20 protein-coding genes and 1 tRNA gene are annotated in these 20,442 nt (G+C 39.9%); 14 read left to right on the forward strand and 7 right to left on the reverse strand.

The features are described 5' to 3' along the window. The first annotated feature begins 35 nt into the window (after positions 1–35). Together PL11201_RS08450 and PL11201_RS08455 are read left to right on the forward strand one after the other, a co-directional pair. Positions 36–905: a sugar kinase gene (locus tag PL11201_RS08450; RefSeq protein ID WP_200816728.1), complete on the forward strand. Its 870-nt coding sequence runs from the start codon at positions 36–38 to the stop codon at positions 903–905. A gap of 75 nt (positions 906–980) precedes the next feature. Continuing rightward, positions 981–2,147, forward strand: coding sequence for a cupin-like domain-containing protein (locus tag PL11201_RS08455; RefSeq protein WP_339394354.1), 1,167 nt, complete (start codon positions 981–983; stop codon positions 2,145–2,147). Between the two features lie 126 nt (positions 2,148–2,273). Here PL11201_RS08455 and PL11201_RS08460 read toward each other — a convergent pair whose 3' ends face one another. Further along, positions 2,274–3,761: a glycosyl hydrolase family 57 gene (locus PL11201_RS08460; RefSeq protein ID WP_079678152.1), complete on the reverse strand. Its 1,488-nt coding sequence runs from the start codon at positions 3,759–3,761 to the stop codon at positions 2,274–2,276. Between the two features lie 375 nt (positions 3,762–4,136). Between PL11201_RS08460 and PL11201_RS08465 the strand changes: the two genes are divergently transcribed. The 7 genes from PL11201_RS08465 (at position 4,137) to PL11201_RS08495 (ending at position 11,969) form a co-directional block, all read left to right on the forward strand. Next, a complete protein-coding gene (locus PL11201_RS08465) occupies positions 4,137–6,119 on the forward strand; it encodes an amylo-alpha-1,6-glucosidase (RefSeq protein WP_079678153.1) in 1,983 nt (660 codons plus the stop codon). 20 nt (positions 6,120–6,139) lie between these two features. Next, on the forward strand, positions 6,140–6,835 hold the full coding sequence (locus PL11201_RS08470; protein ID WP_079678154.1) for an HAD family hydrolase: 696 nt from the start codon (positions 6,140–6,142) through the stop codon (positions 6,833–6,835). 88 nt (positions 6,836–6,923) lie between these two features. Then, positions 6,924–6,996: transfer RNA gene (locus PL11201_RS08475), tRNA-Ala, on the forward strand. A 255-nt stretch (positions 6,997–7,251) separates the two neighbouring features. Then, positions 7,252–9,726, forward strand: coding sequence for a sensor domain-containing diguanylate cyclase (locus tag PL11201_RS08480; RefSeq protein ID WP_079678155.1), 2,475 nt, complete (start codon positions 7,252–7,254; stop codon positions 9,724–9,726). 214 nt (positions 9,727–9,940) lie between these two features. Continuing rightward, a complete protein-coding gene (locus PL11201_RS08485; protein ID WP_079678156.1) occupies positions 9,941–11,011 on the forward strand; it encodes a hypothetical protein in 1,071 nt (356 codons plus the stop codon). A gap of 35 nt (positions 11,012–11,046) precedes the next feature. Continuing rightward, a complete protein-coding gene (locus PL11201_RS08490) occupies positions 11,047–11,415 on the forward strand; it encodes a hypothetical protein (RefSeq protein ID WP_079678157.1) in 369 nt (122 codons plus the stop codon). A gap of 257 nt (positions 11,416–11,672) precedes the next feature. Next, positions 11,673–11,969 (forward strand): hypothetical protein, encoded by a 297-nt coding sequence (locus PL11201_RS08495; protein ID WP_079678158.1) that lies wholly within the window; start codon positions 11,673–11,675, stop codon positions 11,967–11,969. On the opposite strand, the gene PL11201_RS08500 is transcribed toward PL11201_RS08495, so the two are convergent. The 6 genes from PL11201_RS08500 to trpS form a co-directional block, all read right to left on the reverse strand. Next, the gene (locus PL11201_RS08500; protein WP_079678159.1) at positions 11,937–12,749 is read right to left on the reverse strand and encodes a hypothetical protein; all 813 of its coding nucleotides are present in this window, start codon (positions 12,747–12,749) and stop codon (positions 11,937–11,939) included. The genes PL11201_RS08495 and PL11201_RS08500 overlap by 33 nt on opposite strands. Before the next feature lie 425 nt (positions 12,750–13,174). Continuing rightward, positions 13,175–13,387 (reverse strand): hypothetical protein, encoded by a 213-nt coding sequence (locus PL11201_RS08505; RefSeq protein WP_079678160.1) that lies wholly within the window; start codon positions 13,385–13,387, stop codon positions 13,175–13,177. A 45-nt stretch (positions 13,388–13,432) separates the two neighbouring features. Beyond that, positions 13,433–13,702, reverse strand: coding sequence for a type II toxin-antitoxin system RelE family toxin (locus tag PL11201_RS08510; protein ID WP_079678161.1), 270 nt, complete (start codon positions 13,700–13,702; stop codon positions 13,433–13,435). Continuing rightward, positions 13,692–13,880, reverse strand: a complete 189-nt coding sequence (locus tag PL11201_RS08515) for a hypothetical protein (RefSeq protein ID WP_079678162.1) — start codon at positions 13,878–13,880, stop codon at positions 13,692–13,694. The genes PL11201_RS08510 and PL11201_RS08515 overlap by 11 nt, the downstream gene beginning before the upstream one ends. Before the next feature lie 115 nt (positions 13,881–13,995). After that, positions 13,996–14,886 (reverse strand): methylenetetrahydrofolate reductase, encoded by an 891-nt coding sequence (locus tag PL11201_RS08520; protein ID WP_079678163.1) that lies wholly within the window; start codon positions 14,884–14,886, stop codon positions 13,996–13,998. A 117-nt stretch (positions 14,887–15,003) separates the two neighbouring features. Next, positions 15,004–16,011 (reverse strand): tryptophan--tRNA ligase, encoded by a 1,008-nt coding sequence (trpS, locus tag PL11201_RS08525; protein ID WP_079678164.1) that lies wholly within the window; start codon positions 16,009–16,011, stop codon positions 15,004–15,006. Positions 16,012–16,062: 51 nt separating this feature from the next. Here trpS and PL11201_RS08530 point away from each other — a divergent pair, with 51 nt between their 5' ends. From PL11201_RS08530 to PL11201_RS08550, 5 genes are all read left to right on the forward strand, one after another. After that, on the forward strand, positions 16,063–16,908 hold the full coding sequence (locus PL11201_RS08530; RefSeq protein WP_079678165.1) for an ion transporter: 846 nt from the start codon (positions 16,063–16,065) through the stop codon (positions 16,906–16,908). A 65-nt stretch (positions 16,909–16,973) separates the two neighbouring features. Then, a complete protein-coding gene (locus PL11201_RS08535) occupies positions 16,974–17,204 on the forward strand; it encodes a hypothetical protein (protein ID WP_079678166.1) in 231 nt (76 codons plus the stop codon). Then, positions 17,194–18,405, forward strand: a complete 1,212-nt coding sequence (gene bioF, locus PL11201_RS08540; RefSeq protein ID WP_079678167.1) for an 8-amino-7-oxononanoate synthase — start codon at positions 17,194–17,196, stop codon at positions 18,403–18,405. Before PL11201_RS08535 ends, bioF begins: the two co-directional genes overlap by 11 nt. Positions 18,406–18,568: 163 nt before the next feature. Next, positions 18,569–19,843 (forward strand): S-layer homology domain-containing protein, encoded by a 1,275-nt coding sequence (locus tag PL11201_RS08545; RefSeq protein WP_079678168.1) that lies wholly within the window; start codon positions 18,569–18,571, stop codon positions 19,841–19,843. A gap of 15 nt (positions 19,844–19,858) precedes the next feature. Beyond that, entirely contained in the window at positions 19,859–20,374 is a 516-nt protein-coding gene (locus tag PL11201_RS08550) for a DUF29 family protein (protein WP_079678169.1), read from the forward strand. The last annotated feature ends 68 nt before the right edge of the window (positions 20,375–20,442 follow it).

Genomic DNA, 20,442 nt, shown 5'->3' on the forward strand with positions numbered 1-20,442 from the left:
CTTCTTTGATTTCTTAATTTAGTTTAAATAATCCCATGATCAAAGGTTTATTTGTTGGACTAATTACACTCGATTTGATTTATTCTGTTACTCAATATCCCCAGGAAAATCAAAAAATTGTCGCCTCTGATTATATCGTTGCAGCCGGAGGGCCAGCGACCAATGCTGCCGTTACTTTTAATAGTTTAGGCAACCAATCTATGCTATTAGGTGGATTAGGAACCCATGACCTAACTCAACTGATTAGAAAAGATTTACAACAATATTCTGTAAATATTATAGACTTAGATCCTAATCGTTTAGATGCTCCTCCTGTTTCATCTATTATTGTAAATAATGTCACCGGAGATCGCACTGTTATCTCAATTAATGCTACAAAATCTCAAATTTCAAGCCCCTCAAATTTATTCCAATATTTAGACAATATCGATATTATTTTAATTGACGGTCATCAAATTCCGGTCAGCCAAAGTTTAATTCAACAAGCAAAAATCAAACAAATTCCTGTTATTTTAGATGGCGGAAGTTGGAAACCAGGTTTAGAAACCCTTTTACCAGATATTCACTATGCCATTTGTTCCAATAATTTTTATCCGCCCTATTGTCAAACCTCTGAAGATGTTTTTGCTTATCTTCAAGGGATGAATATTCCTAACATTGCCATTACTAAAGGAGAAAAACCGATTCAATATATTAGTCTTAAAGCAGGAAACGGTAGTATCCCCATTCCCAGGATTCAAGCAGTTGATACTTTGGGCGCGGGAGATATTTTCCATGGAGCATTTTGCCATTTTATTCTATCTGAAAACTTCCCCACCGCCCTAGCTAACTCCGCCCAAATTGCATCTCAATCTTGCCTACATTTTGGTACTAGAAAATGGATTAAATTTTTAAATAATCACTAATCTTTATAGACAACTGGGGACAAGTAGGATATAATTAGAATATCTTCTTCTTTCCGGTTTTCACGAGTATAATTTTTGTTAAAATCTCTGATTATTAATATGACCGATATTCAACCTTTAAAAATCACCCTTCCCCCCTTACAAATTACCTTAAATGATGGGCAACAAGTCAGCTTGCAATGGCTTCCTCAATCCCCTTTAACTGAGTCTTCTCAACATCCTGAACCTCCCCAACCTCCGCTTCCTGATGGTTGGAAAAAATGGGTTGCGGCTAATAAGTTTCTGCATCAATCCGATGATGCCTTAATTGAATGTATGGTGAAAAATGGGATTGATGTTAAGTTAGCCATTGAGGAAGTCACAAACCTCGCTAACCAACCCTATTTTCAAGCCGCCGAGGAGGTTTTACAAAAGCTAGAAAAATTAGAATCTATTCTACAAATTAAAAATCAATTAGCAGCTTTAGGGTCTAATTATCATAGTATTCCTCGAATTCCATTTTTATCCAAAGATGAATTTTTAGACCAATATTATTCCCAGAATAAACCCGTTATTTTGACAGGTATTATGAAAAATTGGGAAGCAATGGAACTATGGACACCAGACTATTTAAAAGAAAACTATGGCAATGTTAGTATTCAAGTCCAGGGAAATCGCAACTCCGACCCGAATTATGAAATTAATTTAGAACAACATCGAAAAACGATGTTATTTGCAGATTATATTGATTGGGTAGTGCGGGCGGGAGAAACCAATGATTACTATATGGTTGCCAACAATAACACCCTGAATCGTGAAGAAATGCAGGGACTTTTTCAGGATATGGAGGTATTTCCCGAATACTTAGACCCAGCACAGAAAGTGGGGAAAACGTTTTTCTGGTTTGGTTCAGCCGGAACTGTTACCCCTTTACATCATGATACCATTAATATCTTTTTAGCTCAAGTTTCAGGACGAAAACTAATTAAAATGATTTCCCCGGAACAGACCCCATTTATTTATAATAATATTGGGGTATTTAGTCCGATTGATCCGGCAAATCCTGACTATAATCGCTATCCATTATATCGCAATATTCGCTCTATTGATGTGATCTTACACCCTGGGGAAGTAATTTTTCTTCCGGTGGGATGGTGGCATTATGTCAAAGCTTTAGAAATGAGTATTTCCGTTTCATTTATTAATTTTAAATTTCCTAATGATTATGATTGGAAAAACCCATCTTCAGTCAACAGTTATTAGTAGGGAATGGGGAATGGGGAATAGGGAATAGGGAATGGGGAATGGGGAATAGGGAATGGGGAATGGGGAATGGGGAATAGGGAATGGGGAACACTCTTACACTGATAACTGATAACTGTTTACTGATCACTGATTACTGATGATCCCTCGACGATAGATTTCTTTTGCATAATCTGTCCAGGTTCCCTGTCCCCAATAGCGAAAACAACTGGTTTGTAATAACAAATTGTACAATAATGCTTGTTGATAGTGAAATTCTTTAGTAATATTTGGGTTTTCTTTAACTAGAGAATCATACTTTTGGTGAAACGCAATGCTTAATTGATTCATCGGTTCCAAAACATTTTCATACCCTTGAACCCAACTTAAATTATTCGTCCAGGATGCCCCCTCCATTTGAAATTGATGATCGGTTTGTTTTAAACTAGCGATCGCCGCTTCTACCGTCTCCAGTGTCATTTGATTGGGATCAACTTTTTGCCAAATTTTATGCTGCTGAACCGCTTGACAAGCGGGGTAATCTTCTGGGTTCACCCCCGCTGCTTCTAAAAGTTCTAAATATTCCGTTCCATTCATTGCCACAACCCCATGATTTTGATCTCGCAATTCATAGAAAATCCGCAAGAAATCCCGGGGATATTCATTCATCATTACCCCGCCATTTTCCCCATCAGCAATTTGTGAGACTAAAGGCGGAATATTAACCCCAGAAATAGATTGTTTTTCCTTAGTTTTCGCTTCAAAATATGGCTGCATTTGGGCGACTAATTTAGTATCCGATCCCTGGGTTTTAATTAAAGCAATTATACTCAAGGTTTCCCCTTTAGAATTGCGGGCAATTAAACGATTTGGAATATATTTTTGGTCGTGGGGTAATCCTAAACCTTCTAAGGTTTCAACGGAATGTTCCTGAACTAATAACCAACGATAACCGCAGGATTTCAAAGCTTTAATATACTCATACAAAGTATCAGGATGATTAGGTAAGTGCATTTCTGGAGGCGAAAAACCCTTAACACGCTTTAACGCATCCTCTCCAAAAATAGAGGCAAAATGATGTTGCCAAGCCTGAATTTGGAGTAAAATATCAGGAATAGGAGTCGAAGGAATTACCCCATGACTCCACATTGTTCCTAACCATTCCACATAGGGTTGATAGTTTGGATCACAGGTGATTTTTTTCAGATCATTGAGAATATCATCCCGCCCCATTTGGCGTAATCCCCATAATAAATTCCCCGAATAATCCAACATAATTCTAGGATTACAACCTTGGGAGATTAATTGAGGAATAAACTCTCCCATCCGACGATAACACCAGGCAAAAACTTCCGCATTATGATTGTCTCCCTCATGGGGATGTTCAAACATATATTGTAGATTGCTGATTAATTCCCCATTATCACCAGCTGGAATAGTCGGTTGATGAAAATGTAACCCACAGGCAAAACCCGCTTTAATTTGATCTAACTTTAAATTAGTTTGAGGTAAAAATATAGGACAATTATGATTAACCAGAGATTGAATTTCAGCTTCCCAGCCGCAAAAATTAGGAAGACCAGAACGCAAGTCTTCTAAAACAGGTAAAGGAGCCAAAAGGCTAGATTTTGTCATACAACTAAATTTTGAGCAATTAAAATGCAATAAAAATACAAATCTGATTATACTCTTAAACCCAGACTCAGCAAAAAAGACTTTGAATCCAGGGTAAGATTCCATCGGAATTGAGCAGTGGGTTTAATATGTGTTCAATTTCACAAAACTGGGGGTTTTGATTTGGACAATAAAACGTTATAGTTAATGACGCTACTACTTACGCCAACGAGGACAACCTTTTTACTGATGGACAATTATCACCGATATTCTATCCCCAGATTTGACCGATGACCATTTATCTGTTTGATGGGGTTAATTGTTGAATTGAGACGGTGAAAAACCTCTAAATATTAATTTTATTGTTGATGCAAAATTTTGAGTGTTGAAGGTGATATGAGTATCAATTTTGGACGAGAAATCTGCGGTGATTTACCCAGTGCAGAAACACGGGAATGGTTAGTAACCAATGGCATCGGTGGCTATGCTTCAGGAACAATAGCAGGCTTGCTGACGCGCCGTTATCATGGTTTATTAGTAGCGGCTTTAAATCCCCCCTTAGGACGTACCTTATTAGTCCCCAAAATAGACGAAATTGTAGAATATCACCAACAAGTTTATCCCCTTTATACAAATCGTTGGAGTGGTGGCGCAATTAATGGCTACGGACATCATCATATTGAAAAGTTTCACTTAGACCGTACCGTACCGACCTGGAAATTTGCCTGCGCCGATGCTCTCCTGGAAAAACGGATTTGGATGCAGCCCGAGGCTAATATTACTTATGTTCGCTATAACTTAACTCGCGCCTCGGGGCCAATTATCCTGAAGCTCAAAGCCTTCGTCAATCATCGAGATTATCATAGCGATACCCATGCTGGGAATTGGAAAATGCAAGTGGAAGCGGTGGAAAATGGGGTTTGTGTCACCGCCTTTGGCCAAGCCACTCCCTTCTATTTATTGACGGATCGGGCGACGGTACAACCTACCCATCAATGGTGTTATAACTTTGATTTAGCTAGAGAACGGGAGCGTGGCCTCATGGATCATGAGGATCACCTCCATATTGCCACCTTCACCGCCACCTTGCATCCAGGGGAATCCTTATGTTTTGTCGCGAGTACCGAAGCTCGCCCCAGTTTAAACGGAGAAGCCGCCCTAGAAGTCCGTCGCAGCTACGAACGCAAATTATTAGGATATTGGCAAGATAGCTGTCCTAGCAATATTAGGGAAGTGCCGGAATGGGTACAACAGTTGGTATTTGCAGCCGATCAATTTGTGGTGAATCGGGGTATTCCTGAAAATCCCATCGGTAAAACCATTATTGCTGGATATCCCTGGTTTGGGGATTGGGGACGGGACACCATGATCAGTTTACCCGGTATTACCATCACCACCGGACGCCTCCAAATTACCCGTGCCATCCTCTATACCTACTCCAAATATGTCAAGGAAGGAATGTTACCCAACCGTTTCCCCGACGAGGGAGAAACCCCCGACTACAATACCGTTGATGCAACCCTGTGGTATTTCGAGGCGATTCGTCAATATTATGACCTGACTGAAGATATTGATATTGTCGAAAATTTGTTTCCCGTTCTAGCCGATATTATCCAATATCACTGTCGCGGGACTCGCTACAATATCCACCTTGATCCCGCCGATGGTTTACTATACGCCGGAGAACCGGGATCGCAGTTAACCTGGATGGATGCCAAAATCGGCGACTGGGTTATCACCCCCCGCATCGGGAAACCCGTGGAAATTAACGCCCTTTGGTATAACGCCCTGCGAATTATGGGGAAATTTGCCCGTCAAATCGGTAGACCCTATCAAGAATATGATGCCCTAGCCGATCGCGCCTTAGCTCGGTTTGAACGATTCTGGAATCCTGAACTGGGCTATTGTTATGATGTGATTGACGGGATTTATGGCGATGATGCTTCCCTGCGTCCCAATCAAATTTTTGCCGTTTCCCTCCCCCATAGTGCCCTATCCCACGAACAACAAAAAGCCATTGTTGAAACCTGCGGACGGTTTTTGTTAACATCATCGGGATTGCGATCACTGGCCCCGAATCATTTTCACTATCGGGGATATTATGAGGGAAATCCAGTACAACGAGATAGTGCCTATCATCAAGGCACGGTTTGGGCTTGGCTGTTGGGGCCCTTTGTCATCGCCCATTTACGGGTGTTTCAAAATCCCAATGTAGCGCGTAGTTTCCTCGAACCGATGATCAACCACCTGACCACGGGAGGACTGGGAACAATCAGCGAAATTTTTGATGGCAACGCTCCGATGCACCCCCGGGGTTGTATTGCCCAAGCCTGGTCGGTGGGAGAAATTCTGCGGGCTTGGTTAGCCACCGAACGTTAGATCAAGGGTCGTGGAAAACCATGGGTTTAAAGGCAGTTCTATTTGATTTTAATGGAATTATTATTAACGATGAGTCCATCCATGAGCAACTCATTGCCGAACTTTTGTTAACTGAAAACCTGCGTTCTCAACCCGAGGAAATTCGCAAATTTTCTTTAGGACGGAGCGATCGCGCCTGTTTAACTGACCTATTAACCTACCGGGGTCGCGTTGTCAGTAATGCTTATTTAGATCAGTTAATTGAACGGAAATCTATTAGCTATCGAAATTATTTAGAACAATTAGAACAACTGCCCCTCTATCCAGGTCTGCGGGATTTGCTCCAACAGTTGCAAGCAGCGGATCTGAAGTTAGGAATTGTCACCGGGGCGTTACGGGCGGAAGTGGAACTGGTGTTAACGCGCAGTGGCCTGAAAGAGTATTTTCCAATTATTGTGGCTGGGGATGAGATTATCCTAAGTAAACCTGAACCCCTAGGCTATTTATTAGGCCTGCAACGATTAAATCAGGCTTACCCTGAGCTAAATTTACAGCCATCGGAGTGTCTGGCTTTAGAGGATACCTATGTGGGGATTATGGCGGCAAGGCGGGCCGGAATACAAGTCGTCGGTGTCGCCCATACCTATCCCCTACATATGCTGCAACGCTGGGCAAATTGGGCTGTTGATCGCTTCGGTGATCTGGAACTTGAACGGATGCAAAAATTTTTTTTATAGGAACCTTTGCAATCTCAGGTTTAGTTGTGTTAGGATAGTGAATCGGAGTCGGGGATCATTCCTCACACTTTGATCCTTTGACTCGCACGGGGAATTAGCTCAGTTGGTAGAGTGCTGCGATCGCACCGCAGAGGTCAGGGGTTCGAATCCCCTATTCTCCATTGTCCTCGTTAATATGCTAAGATCGAGGCCAATCAAGTCTAGCTTGAAGTTTTATATACTGCCTGCCACATCTATTATTTTTGTATAGCAACCTATTTTTACCCCTGGTTTGACCACGGGGGCATATTCCTGATCTGAAAATTTATTTTTTCAAAAAAATAAGCCTATTTTCCTAGCCCTAGATAGAGGAAAAACCAGGAAAATTAAAGCTAATATTGATCACGCTCTAAAATACTGACATTTTTAAAATCTAAATGAAAGTAATCACTTTGGGTCAATCAATATTAGTTGAGAAAAGTCTGAGTTTGATCAAAACCTGCGTGGGGTGGATTATCCGTAAAATTAATTTTATGCAATATCCAGATTCTCAAAATGAAACATCAGACCTAATTGAATCAAAGTCAAACAATAATAAGCTCCTAAATCATTCTTTTCAAACCCAAGAAAGGGTTAGACAACTACTTGACAGTAGCCAAGTAGTGATTTTTAGTTGTCAGCCTCAACCTAAATATCAAATAACATTTATCAGTAACAATGTCAAAATTATATTGGGATATGATGCTGCTATATTGTTAAGAGAAAAGGATATTTGGCACACCTATGTTCCACCTTCAGACCAAGATCAATGGCAGAATGCTTTTGTGCAATTATTAGTCAAGGAGAACTATATTCATGAAGCCCAATTCTTACACGCTAATGGGAATTTTTGCTGGTTACGAGTGGAAATGCGCCTAATTAAAGATGAAGGAGGAAATATTTCCGAAATCCTTGGTTACTTCGTTGATATTACGGATCGCAAAGCAGCAGAAATGCAACTATTAACCGCAGAAAATCGTTTAAAAACAGTGATTGAAACCGTTGGTAGTGGAATTACCCTCAGTGATAAACAAGGTAATTTTTATATTTTTAATTCTAAAATGACGGAAATCACTGGATACTCTTTGGAAGATGCTCAATCTCATCCAGATTTTTTAGCCCTATTATATCCGAGTTCCACATCCTATAGCCAAGCTCAAAACCGATTAAACAATGTAGCTTTAATGGGTTCAGTCTTTAATGCAGAAACCACAATTCCCACCAAAAATGGAGAGTTAAAAACCTTGCTTTTATCTACGGTAATGATAGAAGATCAGGAGAATCCGTTATTTTTATCGACTTTTCAAAATATTACTCCCCTTAAACGAGCCGAAAAAGCATTATGTCAAATGGTTGTTCAAGAACATTTGATTTGGGAAATTACCCATAAAATTCGTCAGTCTTTGAATTTAGAAGATATTCTCAATACAACAGTTACGGAAGTTCAACAGTTACTTGAATGTGATCGGGTTTTTATTTATCAAATTTTTCCTAATCGTCAAGGAAAAGTTATTGCGGAAACCAACCCAAATAAATTGTTAAAAACCCAACCCTCGAAAACTCCTTTAATTCCTTTAAACTGCTATGAAAAATTTAATCAAGGTCGAATTAGAGTTCTGAATAAGATTAATCATGATCCGAATGATTCAGAAATGTTGAAGATGATAAAATATTGGGAAATTGATTCTGCAATTATAGTTCCTTTATTGGAAATGAATCAACTGTGGGGACTTTTAATTGTTGATCAAAATCAGGGTTTGCGCCATTGGTTAAAATGGGAAGCCAACTTATTGCGACAAATCTCAGAACAGGTGGGAATTGCTATTCAACAAAGTCACCTCTATCAAGAAACTCAAGATCAAGCTCATCGCGCCCAAATTTTAAATCAGGTGATTCAAGTAATTCGTCAATCTTTAGACTTAGATACAATTTTTTCAATGGCTATTACTGAAATTGTTAGTTTATTACGTTTGGATAGGGCTTGTATTTTGCAATATCTTCCCCAGCAAAAACAATGGCAAGAGGTGGCTTGCTTTAGTGAGCATCACTATATTATTCCTCCAGTTTTTCCTCAGATGCAACAAACATATTGTTTAGACAGTGATGCCTTTGATGTTCTTACTTCTGAAGAAATTCAATATTTAACTGGAATTTCAGGAAGTTGGTTGCCGATTCCTTTGCGGGTGGGTTCTAAAATTTGGGGCTGTTTGGGATTACTTAAACATCAAAACCTGAAGGGCTGGAAAGAGTCAGAAATTGAGTTAACCTGTGCGATCGCAGATCAATTAGCGATCGCAATTCAACAGTCTGAACTCTATCAAGAATTACAAGTTGCTAACCAACAATTACTGCGCCTCGCCACCATTGACGGTTTAACTCAAGTCGCCAATCGTCGCCGTTTTGATCAATATTTGGAACAACAATGGCAAGATTTACAAGCGGACAAAAGTTCTTTAGCTTTGATTTTATGTGATATTGACTACTTTAAACAATATAATGATTACTATGGACATCTTGCCGGAGATAGCTGTTTGAAAAAAGTCGCTCAAGCCCTGGAGAATATTCTACGAGATCCTGTGGATTTAGTCGCTCGATATGGGGGTGAGGAATTTGCAATTATTTTGCCGAATACTTCTTGGAGTGAGGCGATTCAGCAGGCACAACACATCCAAAATATGATTCTACAACTGCAATTACCCCATGCCGATTCCCGGGTCAGTCAATGGCTGACTTTGAGTTTGGGAATAGCTTGTACCATCCCTTCTGATGACATCTCCCCCTCTGTGTTAATTGGGGCTGCGGATCAAGCCTTGTATCAAGCGAAACAGCAGGGACGCGCCTGCTATTGTGTTCACGGAGTGGAGGCTATTTGAACCACCGCATACGAATTGAACTCAATTTGCCAAGTTAGATGATCACACCGGAAAATAAACTCAAGGCGTTGAAGGTCTCTTGGCATTGTTTTAGTCAGATTGGGATCAATTAGTTTCGGTTAGGGCTGTGTTGAGCGGTTGTTTCCCGAAACTAATTTTCAGCAATCTGGGTCATCTTTGCCATCAATTATTCTGTATTTGTGGATGCTTCCCAATGAAATCCAGTCACCCCAACCGTCGCCCCCAAGCGATCCCCCCTGTGAACAAGAAGCAGCCCCGCCCATTTATATTGGCGTTGATGTTGACTGGGGTTTTAGCTTTAAAAGCTGACTCAAATTTATTAAAATCTGCCTTAGTTCACAGTCGAGCAGTCATCTCTGATTCCCTTACCATTACCCAAAAGCCTGTTTCTCCCAGACCGACAGAAACACAACGGTTATGGGAAATTCCTGAAAATCCTATTGCTATTTCTCCCATCACCCCGACCTATCGGGTTTTGCCGAATCCTTTATTTAAACATCAGGGACATTTACCCAAAACCATTCCGGTTATCTATGCAAAAACCCCTTTAAATCCTGAATGGGCAGTTAATGTCGGGGATCGGGCTAAGGTTTTACCCCCGGCCGTGGACAAAAAAATTCGGGAAACTATCGCCCAGGAATCGGGAGTTATTGTCCAAGATCTTAAAATTGTAGAAGCGCGTCAACAAACTTGGCCAGATACCTGCTTAGGACTAGCTAAAACCGATGAAATCTGTGGCCAAATGTTAGTTTCAGGGTGGCGGGTAGTAGTCTCCGATGGTCGCCAAACCTGGGTCTATCGCACGGATGCTCAGGGAAGAATCATCCGTTTAGAATCCCAAGGTCATTCGTTAAATCTTCCATCCTCGGTCTTAGAGTCGGTGTTTAAGGATATTCTGCAACGGTCAGGTTTATCTCCGTCTCAACTGACTCTGGAGGCGGTGGAAGAACAAATCTGGCCCGATGGTTGTTTGGGGTTAGTGCAACCGGGGATGTTTTGTACCCAAAGTCTGGTGGCGGGTTGGCGGGTGATTGTCGGTCACGAAAACCAGCGTTGGGTTTATCGCACCAGCCAAACGGGTTCTAGTATACAATTTGATCGAGCGACTAGTTCAGTCATGCCCAATCTTCGCCTACAATTTCTGAAGATTTCGGGGGATGATTTTTTATCTCCTTGGACAAAAACCTTAATTGCCCATCTGTCAACCTCCTGTCAAGTTTCAAATTTTGTTAATTTATCCATAGGGGATACTTGCTCAAATTAATAAGCTGTCCTTTGAACTAATTTTTAATATAAACTATGACTGATATTAGTGGAAACTGGTTAGGAACCTATTGGCAACAGGGAGTTCCCACTCGTTTTGAAGTAACATTTATTCAGAGCGGTAATTCCTTAGCTGGGAATATTTTAGATGAGGGTTATTTGGGAGAAGCTCAAATTAGCGGGGCTGTGCTGGGTCGAGGGGTGAGTTTTACCAAACAATATCTAACGACTTCTCCCGATACGGTTAGTTATACGGGGACGGTCTCCGAAGATGAAAATTATATTCAGGGACAATGGCAAATTAGTCGGTTGTCCTCGGGAACTTGGGAAGCCCATCGCCAAGGAGATAATTTATCCTTGGAATTTAATAACATCATAGTTGAAAAGGTTCCGGTTTTTTCTTAAGCGATCGCTTGTGTTCCCCATCTTCTTTATAGCAGTGCGAGCACCCTCGCTCCCTAGTTTTATCAAGAGCCCGTATTTATAAAATGTCTTCCCTGTTTTGCTGTGTCTAGGTTTTGGCTATGTCCAGAATCAGAGATAGTCTTGATCCTGTGAGTACAGGTTTAGTGATCAATATTTTATATTTTTTTAAGATTCTAAGCCCTGATGGATGTGGTTTCACTGGGATTCTTTGTATATAACAAGAAGGTGAACTGGCTATGAATACTCAAGATGGAACCGAAAATAATCAAAATCTAGAGCTGCCGCTACTGGAAACAGTGTTGAATATTTTAGATATGTCTTTATCTATTTTGGAAAAGCACCCTAATGCTGAAGACGATAGGATCAAGCAAGTGGCAGACGAGATAACACAGGTTCAGGAGCAAATTAGGCAGTATGAAATTGATATGGCTGAGAGCATGATCTTTACAACCTTAGAGGGGGAGAGAATAAATAATCCAGAAAGACAGGAAATACTGAATTTACTTACTTTTTTGATCAAGTATTTTAGCTAATTTATTAAAATAAATTGCCAATAAGTCCCGTCCTGGTTGGTCGAGGAATTTTTCTTCCAGCAAAGCTTTGGTATTAATCCAGTTTAAAGCTGCAATTGTTCTTTTTTTATCAGATATTGGAGGAAGCTTACGGGTTAAATAAATACCCTTATTAAAACTTTCTCTAATCCATTCCAAACAATTCCAAATGCCGTTATCGAGGTCAGATTTAGCTGTAGTTTTGTTTATTATTTCTAATCCCCCAAAAGGATAGTCTTCTAACACAGAGTCACCTGATTTTACAGCTAGAGATTTTAGGTTTTCTTCATCTTCCAACCAGTGTTTTACTGTTTGATAAGATGGTTGTCTTTTTTGCAAAGCATCTAGTTGATTAATGAGAGCAAGCATATCACCCTTGTCTGATTCTGACACATTTTGATTATTTTTATAATTAATCAAGGCTTCTTTTGCTCTTTCTACTAAATCAGAAGGTGCATTGTTAAAATTTTGTTCTTGCTTAAAAGATTGTCTTAATTTGTCCCTTATGTCATTTTCACTCGCCTTGATTTTTAGGTCTATAAAAAAATTATTTCCTCCCAAAACTGCTACAACAATAACTACATAAAGCCCTAACCCACTTCCGACCGATTTAGTCAATTCTTCTGGTTTACCCTGAAAGTAATTCTTACACATCGTCCCTGAAATAAAAAAGAGAGTAACAATTACTGGTAAAGTGAGGATTATTGAGCCAACTATTAAACCAGAGTTAAATTTGTGATTTTTCAATTTTGGATAATCCATAATAAAAACACGGGGGTGTGAAAACTCAGCGTCTTTAGACCTGAGAGGAAACACGACACTTCCTTAACCCGATACAGATGTTTAATTATGGTTGCCAGAGCCACAAACTAGCCACGCAGTGAGTATCGTGACTCAAAAAACGTAGTTAGTCAAGACTTAGGCTGTGGTCAGCTATCTTAAAGTTGAGGCGTGTTAGCGTAGCCTGGGCTGCGCGCATAGCCCCTTTACTTCAGTTCGGGGTGCTGACATCCTTTAAGCTAATCATGCCTCCGGTCTATCACAGTTAATTCACAAAATAACATATTTGTTACATTTTTTTACAAAAATCCTAAATAGTTTCAGATATATTCAGGCTATTTCCCAATAAACTCCCCTGGTGCTAACGCATATTCTGGGGGTGACTGCTACTGATGAAGTAATTAAATTCATTCATCTAAATCCGCCATTAACTCATCTACCGTGACTTTTTGCGTTTTTCCCTGCTTATATTCTGCATGAGCTTCGGCAATACTGGCGGCAATTTCCTTTCTCCTTTTTTCTCCTAATCGTTTTTGGAGAATTTCAATTAAAAAATCTTGCTCTGACTCAGACAGAGATTCTGCCATTTCTAAAACTTGATTAAAATTGGCTTTTTGCATACATAATAGGTTAATTGATTGTATTTTGACTTAGAGTTCCTCTAACTAACTACGATAAGCATCCCGCCGATGCCTCACCCGCATAATACGCACTATCCTATCCTGATCATCAATAATATAAACAACCCGATAATCACCGATCCGAATTCGATAGGAATTATCGCCCCCCTTTAACTTTACCACTCCTTCTGGTCGAGGTTCTAAACTTAAACAATCAATAGCTTCACTAATGCGTAATTGAAGATCGATATCTAGCCCTCGCAACTCCTTAGCCGCCGACTTCTTAAAGCGGACAGTATAATCCTCATTTGCCATGAGCTTCAGCCTCAATTTGTTGCTTTAACTCCTCCCAAGACACCTCCTCCTCATCTTGACGCGCATGAGCTACCAACACATCATAGAAGTCTTCCCACAACTCCCCCCACTCTGCTAAATCAATTAATACCGCCTGCTTTTCCCCCGCCTCATTCACAACAAATTGAATCCCTTTCATCGTTTTTTTCCTTAGTAATGGGGATAACTGCTATTTTAACTAAACAAAGCTGACTCGATGTTTATGAAACCCAAAACAATCAAGTTGTTAGATGTGTTCGCTCTCACCTTAGATATTAAAACAAAGGTTTAATTCCCGCTAAATCCAAAATTTTAGGAATTAAATCCTCCCGTTTAACTGCCATAATATGGACTCCATGACAGAGTTCACGGGCAATTTTAACCTGTTCTGATGCAATTAAAATTCCTTCTTCTAGGGGGTGTTTAGCCCGTTCTAAACGATCAATAATTGTATCAGGAATACAAACACCGGGGACGTATTTATTAATAAATCGAGCATTTTTAGCAGATTTCAATAGAAAGATTCCGGCTAAAATCGGCTTTTTACTACTATCAGCAATTTCAGTCATAAATTGATCTAACCGATCAAAATCCGTAATTAATTGACTTTGAAAAAATTGCGCCCCCGCTTCTATTTTCCGTTCAAATCGGCTTTTTAACCCTGACCAACTGGAAGATTGGGGATCAACAGCCGCCCCCGGAAATAAATCCGTCGCCCCATCGGGTAAGATTTTATTATTCCAATCTTTACCTTGATTGAGTTTATCAATCGCTTGTAATAAGCGGACAGATTCTAAGTCAAAAACCGCCTTAGCATCGGGATGATCTCCAGCTTTGACCGGATCACCGGTTAAGGCTAAAATATTTCTAATCCCGAGGGCTTGGGCGCCTAATAAATCCGCTTGTAAACCAATCCGATTGCGATCGCGACAAGCCAATTGATAAATCGGTTCTACCCCATGATGCAATAAAATAATTGAAGCAGCCAGGGAACTCATACCTAAAACAGCCCGACTCCCATCGGTAATATTAACCGCATGGACTCGACCTTTGAGGAGTCTGACCATTTCAATCATGTGGCTGGGGTCTGCGCCTTTGGGGGGGGCGACTTCCGCCGTTACAATAAATTCATCTAAAGTTTGACAAGCAGTACGAAAACGATTCATTCTTAGGGTCTGAGGTTATTTTTTAAAGGTTAATGTTGAGAGTTTGTAGCCTGGTTGAAAGTTCCTGAATCAGATCATCAAATAGGGATGATCAATTTTAATTCATCGGAATTGAACTTATAAAGGTCGGGAATATCCCATGGCTTCCTTAACGCGAGTTAGGGTTTGATTAGCCACCGCTTCGGCTTTTTCTCGACCAGTTTTTAACACCGATTCTAAATAGCCCCGATCATCCATTACCGCTTTATATTTTGCCTGGATGGGTTTAAGATTTTCAATCAGAGTTTCTGTGAATAAAGGTTTAAATTGACCCCATCCCATATCCTGAGCTTCTGCTGTAACTTCGGCTTTAGTTTTACCCGCTAAAATTCCATACAGCATTAATAAATTATGACATTCGGGACGGTCTGGATCATCAAAGGTTAAACCACGAACTGCATCGGTTTTACAGCGTTTAATTTTTTTAGTAATCGTATCGGGATCATCTAATAAATTAATTCGACTTAATTCGGAGGGATCGGATTTTGACATTTTGCGAGTCCCATCGGTAAGACTCATCACCCGAGCACCTTCAGGACGAATTAAAGGATCGGGTAATTTTAATAGAGTTTTACCTTTGCCAAATAAATGATTAAACCTTACGGCTAAATCTCGGGTTAATTCCAGATGTTGTTTTTGATCTTCTCCCACGGGAACTTTATCCGCATCATAGAGCAGAATATCTGCCGCCATTAATACGGGATAATCAAGTAATCCCACACTGACATTTTCCCCCTGTTTAATTGCTTTTTCCTTAAACTGAATCATATCTTCTAACCAATTCATCGGGGTGATACAATTCAGCAGCCAGGTGAGTTCAGTATGGGCAGAAATATGGGACTGAACAAAAATTGTAGAATAGTCTAAATCGATGCCACAGGCTAAATAAAGGGCGGCAATGGTGTAGGTATCGGTGGCTAAGGTGGCGGGATTATGGGGGACGGTAATGGCGTGTAAATCGACGACACAGAAGAAGTTATCGTATTGTGCTTGATGGTCTACCCAGTTGCGAATCGCCCCTAGATAGTTGCCTAAATGTAGGTTTCCGGTCGGTTGTACTCCAGATAGAACTCGCTGTTTACCCATAAGATGATATTAACTGAACTTAATACTCTATCTTGGCACGAATGGGATAATATGGTTGAAAAATTGAAGCATCGTGTGTTTCTGCTTTTAGAGACGAAGGAACACCAACACCCGTTAGGTCGATTTTTTAAATATTTTTTAATCTTTTTAATTACTTTAAATACCCTGGTGGTTTGCATTGAATCGATAGATGAAATGTTTAAAATTTATCAAACGATTTTAAACGCATTTAATCAGTTTTCCTTGGGGGTTTTTACCTTGGAATATATATTAAGGGTCTGGTCATGTACGATCCTTAAAAAATATCGTCATCCTGTTTGGGGAAGGCTAAAATATATGTTAACTCCCCTAGCAATTATTGATTTAATTGCTTTTGTACCCTTTTATTTTCCTTTTGATCCCGGCAATTTTCAAGAGATGAAATTCTTGCAATTGACTCGCTTTTTACAAATTTTGAAATTAGGTCGTTATTCCCAGGCAACTCGAATTTTAACTCAAGTGATTGACCTGAGAAAAAAGGAATTAATCTTAACATTAAATGTGGTATTTTTTTTGTTGATATTTTCAGGAAATTTAATTTATTTTGCCGAACATGAAGCACAACCGGATAGATTTCCCCATATTCCGGCGTCCATGTGGTGGGCGGTAATTACCTTAACAACGGTGGGTTATGGAGATGTTTATCCTATTACTCCCCTGGGAAGATTATTAGGGGGTATTTTAGCGTTATTAGGAATTGGACTTATTGCCTTACCTGCGGGGATTATTGCCTCTGGTTTTACGGAAGTGATTGCCCTGAATCAACGGACAAATAAAACCCTTTATCCTAAAATTTGTCCCCATTGTGGAAAAAACATTGATCACCCTCTGGAACATTCCAGGGATCTTGATCATTAATTGATTTTGCGGTTATGATTGAAAAAGTTTAATCTAATTTTGCTAAAATTAAGGAAGATTTAATCATGGGTCTGGAACGAAAACTATTTAGAGGAATGTTTGAACAAACAGAAACGGTCGAATTGAGACAAATATGTTTTACTCCCAGTCGCATTTTTGAACCAGGACATTATATTGCTGGAGAGTTACCCGATATTGCTTTTGATCTGGGTTTAGTGGATAAATTACCCCCAGTTCGTGGCAAAAGTGCCGAAATTAGTCAACCCTATCCTGATGATATTGAACATGATCAATGATGCTTATGCTTGGATTGAAAAAGCACTCCATACCATTCATAAAGCGGACTGGTATCGTTCGGTTCAAACTGTCGAAAGTCAACCGGGATCTACTCTTATTATAGAGGGTAAATCCTTAATTAATTTTGCCAGTAATGATTATTTGGGATTGACTGGAGATCAACGGTTAATTGATGCCGCGATCGCAGCTACCCAACAATTTGGTACGGGGGTAACGGGTTCTCGATTATTAACTGGACATCGCCAACTCCATCGAGATTTAGAATTAGCGATCGCCGCTTTTAAACAAACCGAAGATGCTTTGGTTTTTAGTTCTGGTTATTTAGCCAATATTGGTACAATTGCGGCTTTAGTTGGGCAACGGGATTTGATTTTATCCGATGAATATAACCATTCTAGTCTAAAAAATGGGGCGAAAATGAGTGGGGCAACGGTGTTAGAATATCAACACAATCACCCAGAACATTTGAGAAAACTATTAGAAGAAAATCGTCTTCCCTATCGCAAAGCCTTAATTATTACCGATAGTGTATTTAGCATGGATGGAGATTTATGTCCCCTACCTGATTTACTCGATTTAGGCGAAGAATTTTCCTGTATGGTATTAGTAGATGAAGCCCATGGAACCGGGGTTTTTGGTAAAAATGGAGCCGGATGTGTAGACCATTTTAACTGTACGGGAGAGCCTTTAATTCAGATGGGCACTCTTAGTAAAGCCCTGGGAAGTTTAGGGGGTTATGTCGCAGGATCGGCGGAATTAATTGACTTTTTGAGAAATCGTGCCCCTAGTTGGATTTATACCACCGGATTAAGTCCTGCGGACACCGCCGCCGCCTTAGCCGCCATTCAAATTGTGCAAACCGAACCCCAACGCCGGAAACAATTATGGCAAAATGTAAAAACCGTAGAAACCCTATTTCGAGATCATAAAAAACCATCTAATTTACCAATTTCCCAGACCCTTTCCCCAATTTTTTGTGTTCCGATTAAAGATGCAGCCACGGTATTAACCCTCAGAAATCAACTCAAAGAACAGGGTATTTTTGCCGCGGCTATTCGTCCCCCAACTGTCAATACCAGTCGTATTCGGATTTCCTTAATGGCAACTCACACCCCCATGCAGTTGCAAACATTGGTTCAAGTTTTAACCGATATCATTTTTGCAGAAAACACCAAGGAACAAAGACACCAAGAGGTATAATACAGGAATATTAAACCTTAATCGTGTTTATCAGGTCGAATTACTTTTTATTACCCCCCCATTCCCGATCAAGGATTTAATAGGATGACGCAGATTAACACAGATTAAAATCCGCGAAATCCTTGAAATCCTCTTAAATCCGTGATCCCTATTCCCCATATTAATGAAACACCTTCTTTTATTGACGGGTTTAACCGTTACTTTAATCACTTTCCTATCCTCCTGTGCCAATAGTCCCACGGGGAAAGCGATAGAAAATTCTCTAAAAGCTGATCCGCAGTTAGAAACTAATTATCCCTCGCCTGAACCGATTATCACACCCACTAAAACCCCTGAACCTGCAATTCCTGTGGTGGAACTTCCGGCTGATTTTCCCGCAGAAATTCTGCCCTATCCTAATGCCACTTTACGAGAGGTTATGCCTTCCACAACGGATAAAACGGCTGTAATTACCCTCTGGGAAACCCCTGATCCGAGTAATGCTGTTCAGAGTTTCTATAAAAAAGAATTAGTGGCAAAAAAATGGGAAATTATAGATAATTTAGATAATGAAAATAGCGATAATCTGAATGCGGAGAAAGATAATTTAAAAGTTACTATTGCTCAACAATCTAATCCTAAAGCAGACGGAAAAACCTATTTTCAAATTCGTTATCAACCCATTCCTGTTACGGCGATCGCTTCTCCCACACCTACACCCACGATCACTCCTAATCCCGAAACATCAGAAAATAATTCTGTTTCTAAAGAGTTAACTTCCTTTGTTTCTGATATCGCAAAATTGGGTATTTTTAAAGCCCCCAATTCCCAAGAAGCCGGAATTTTACCCAACCCGAATGGTACGATTACTCGCAGTCAATATGCCCGTTGGCTAGTTGAAGTCAATAATAAATTATATGCCGAGAACCCAGCCAAACAAATTCGTTTGGCTGCGGGGAATAGTCAACCCATTTTTACAGATGTTCCAAAAACCCATCCGAATTTTGCTGAAATTCAAGGATTAGCAGAAGCTGGTTTAATTTCAAGTCCGTTATCAGGAGATAATACGGTGACAAAATTTCGTCCCGATTCCCCTTTAACTCGGGAGGATTTAATTGCCTGGAAAGTTCCCTTAGATACTCGACATTCCCTACCGAAAGCCAATATTGATGCAGTTAAAGAAAGATGGAGTTTTAAAGATACCTCTAAAATTGATCCGGGAGCTTTACCTGCTATTTTAGAAGACTATAATAATGCGGATAATTCTAATATTCGTCGAGTTTTTGGGTATACCACTTTATTCCAACCTAAAAAACCTGTTACTCGCGCACAAGCCGCCGCTACCCTTTGGTATTTTGGATTTCAAGGTGAAGGAATTTCGGCTAATGAAGTATTAAATAATCCTAATCCCAATCCCAATCCTAATCCAACACCAACACCAACACCAACACCAAATTAAGGGGAGGAAAAGCTGATGATTCAGGAATTAGCAGATTTAAAAGCAAGTCTTTTAGAAGGACGATATCAGGATGCGTTAACCCTCATTGAACAATTGGATGGCATGAGTAGACAGGCTAAAATTGATGCCATTGAATCACAGTTAGTCAGAATGTTGATTCATTTAGTTAAAAATCAATTAGAACAGCGCTTAACAAATTCTTGGGCGGCATCTATTCGCGGAGCTTTAGTAGAAATTAAAAGATTGAATTTGCAAGACAATAGAACATCTACTTATATCAAGCAAAATGAATGGCAATCTTTGATGGAAGATGCTTTAGAATCAGCAATTAGTGATGCTTCTGTAGAGGTTTTCCAGGGAGATTATACCCCCTTCCAATTATCGGAAATGGTCGATAGGGAGGCTGTAATTTTAGTGGGTGATAGTTTAATTGATTTAACCTATCGTTTTTCTAAAAAGGAATTACCAAATATTGTTAATCAAGCATTAATGCAATTACCTGGGGGAATAGCTTGGGGGAAGGGGAATTAGAAAAGATTGCGCTTAAGCGCAACAACGGGGTTTATGATAAGTTTTACTAATGTTTTTCTCAAAAATGT

This window comes from Planktothrix sp. PCC 11201 (assembly GCF_900009135.1).
Classification (GTDB): domain Bacteria; phylum Cyanobacteriota; class Cyanobacteriia; order Cyanobacteriales; family Microcoleaceae; genus Planktothrix.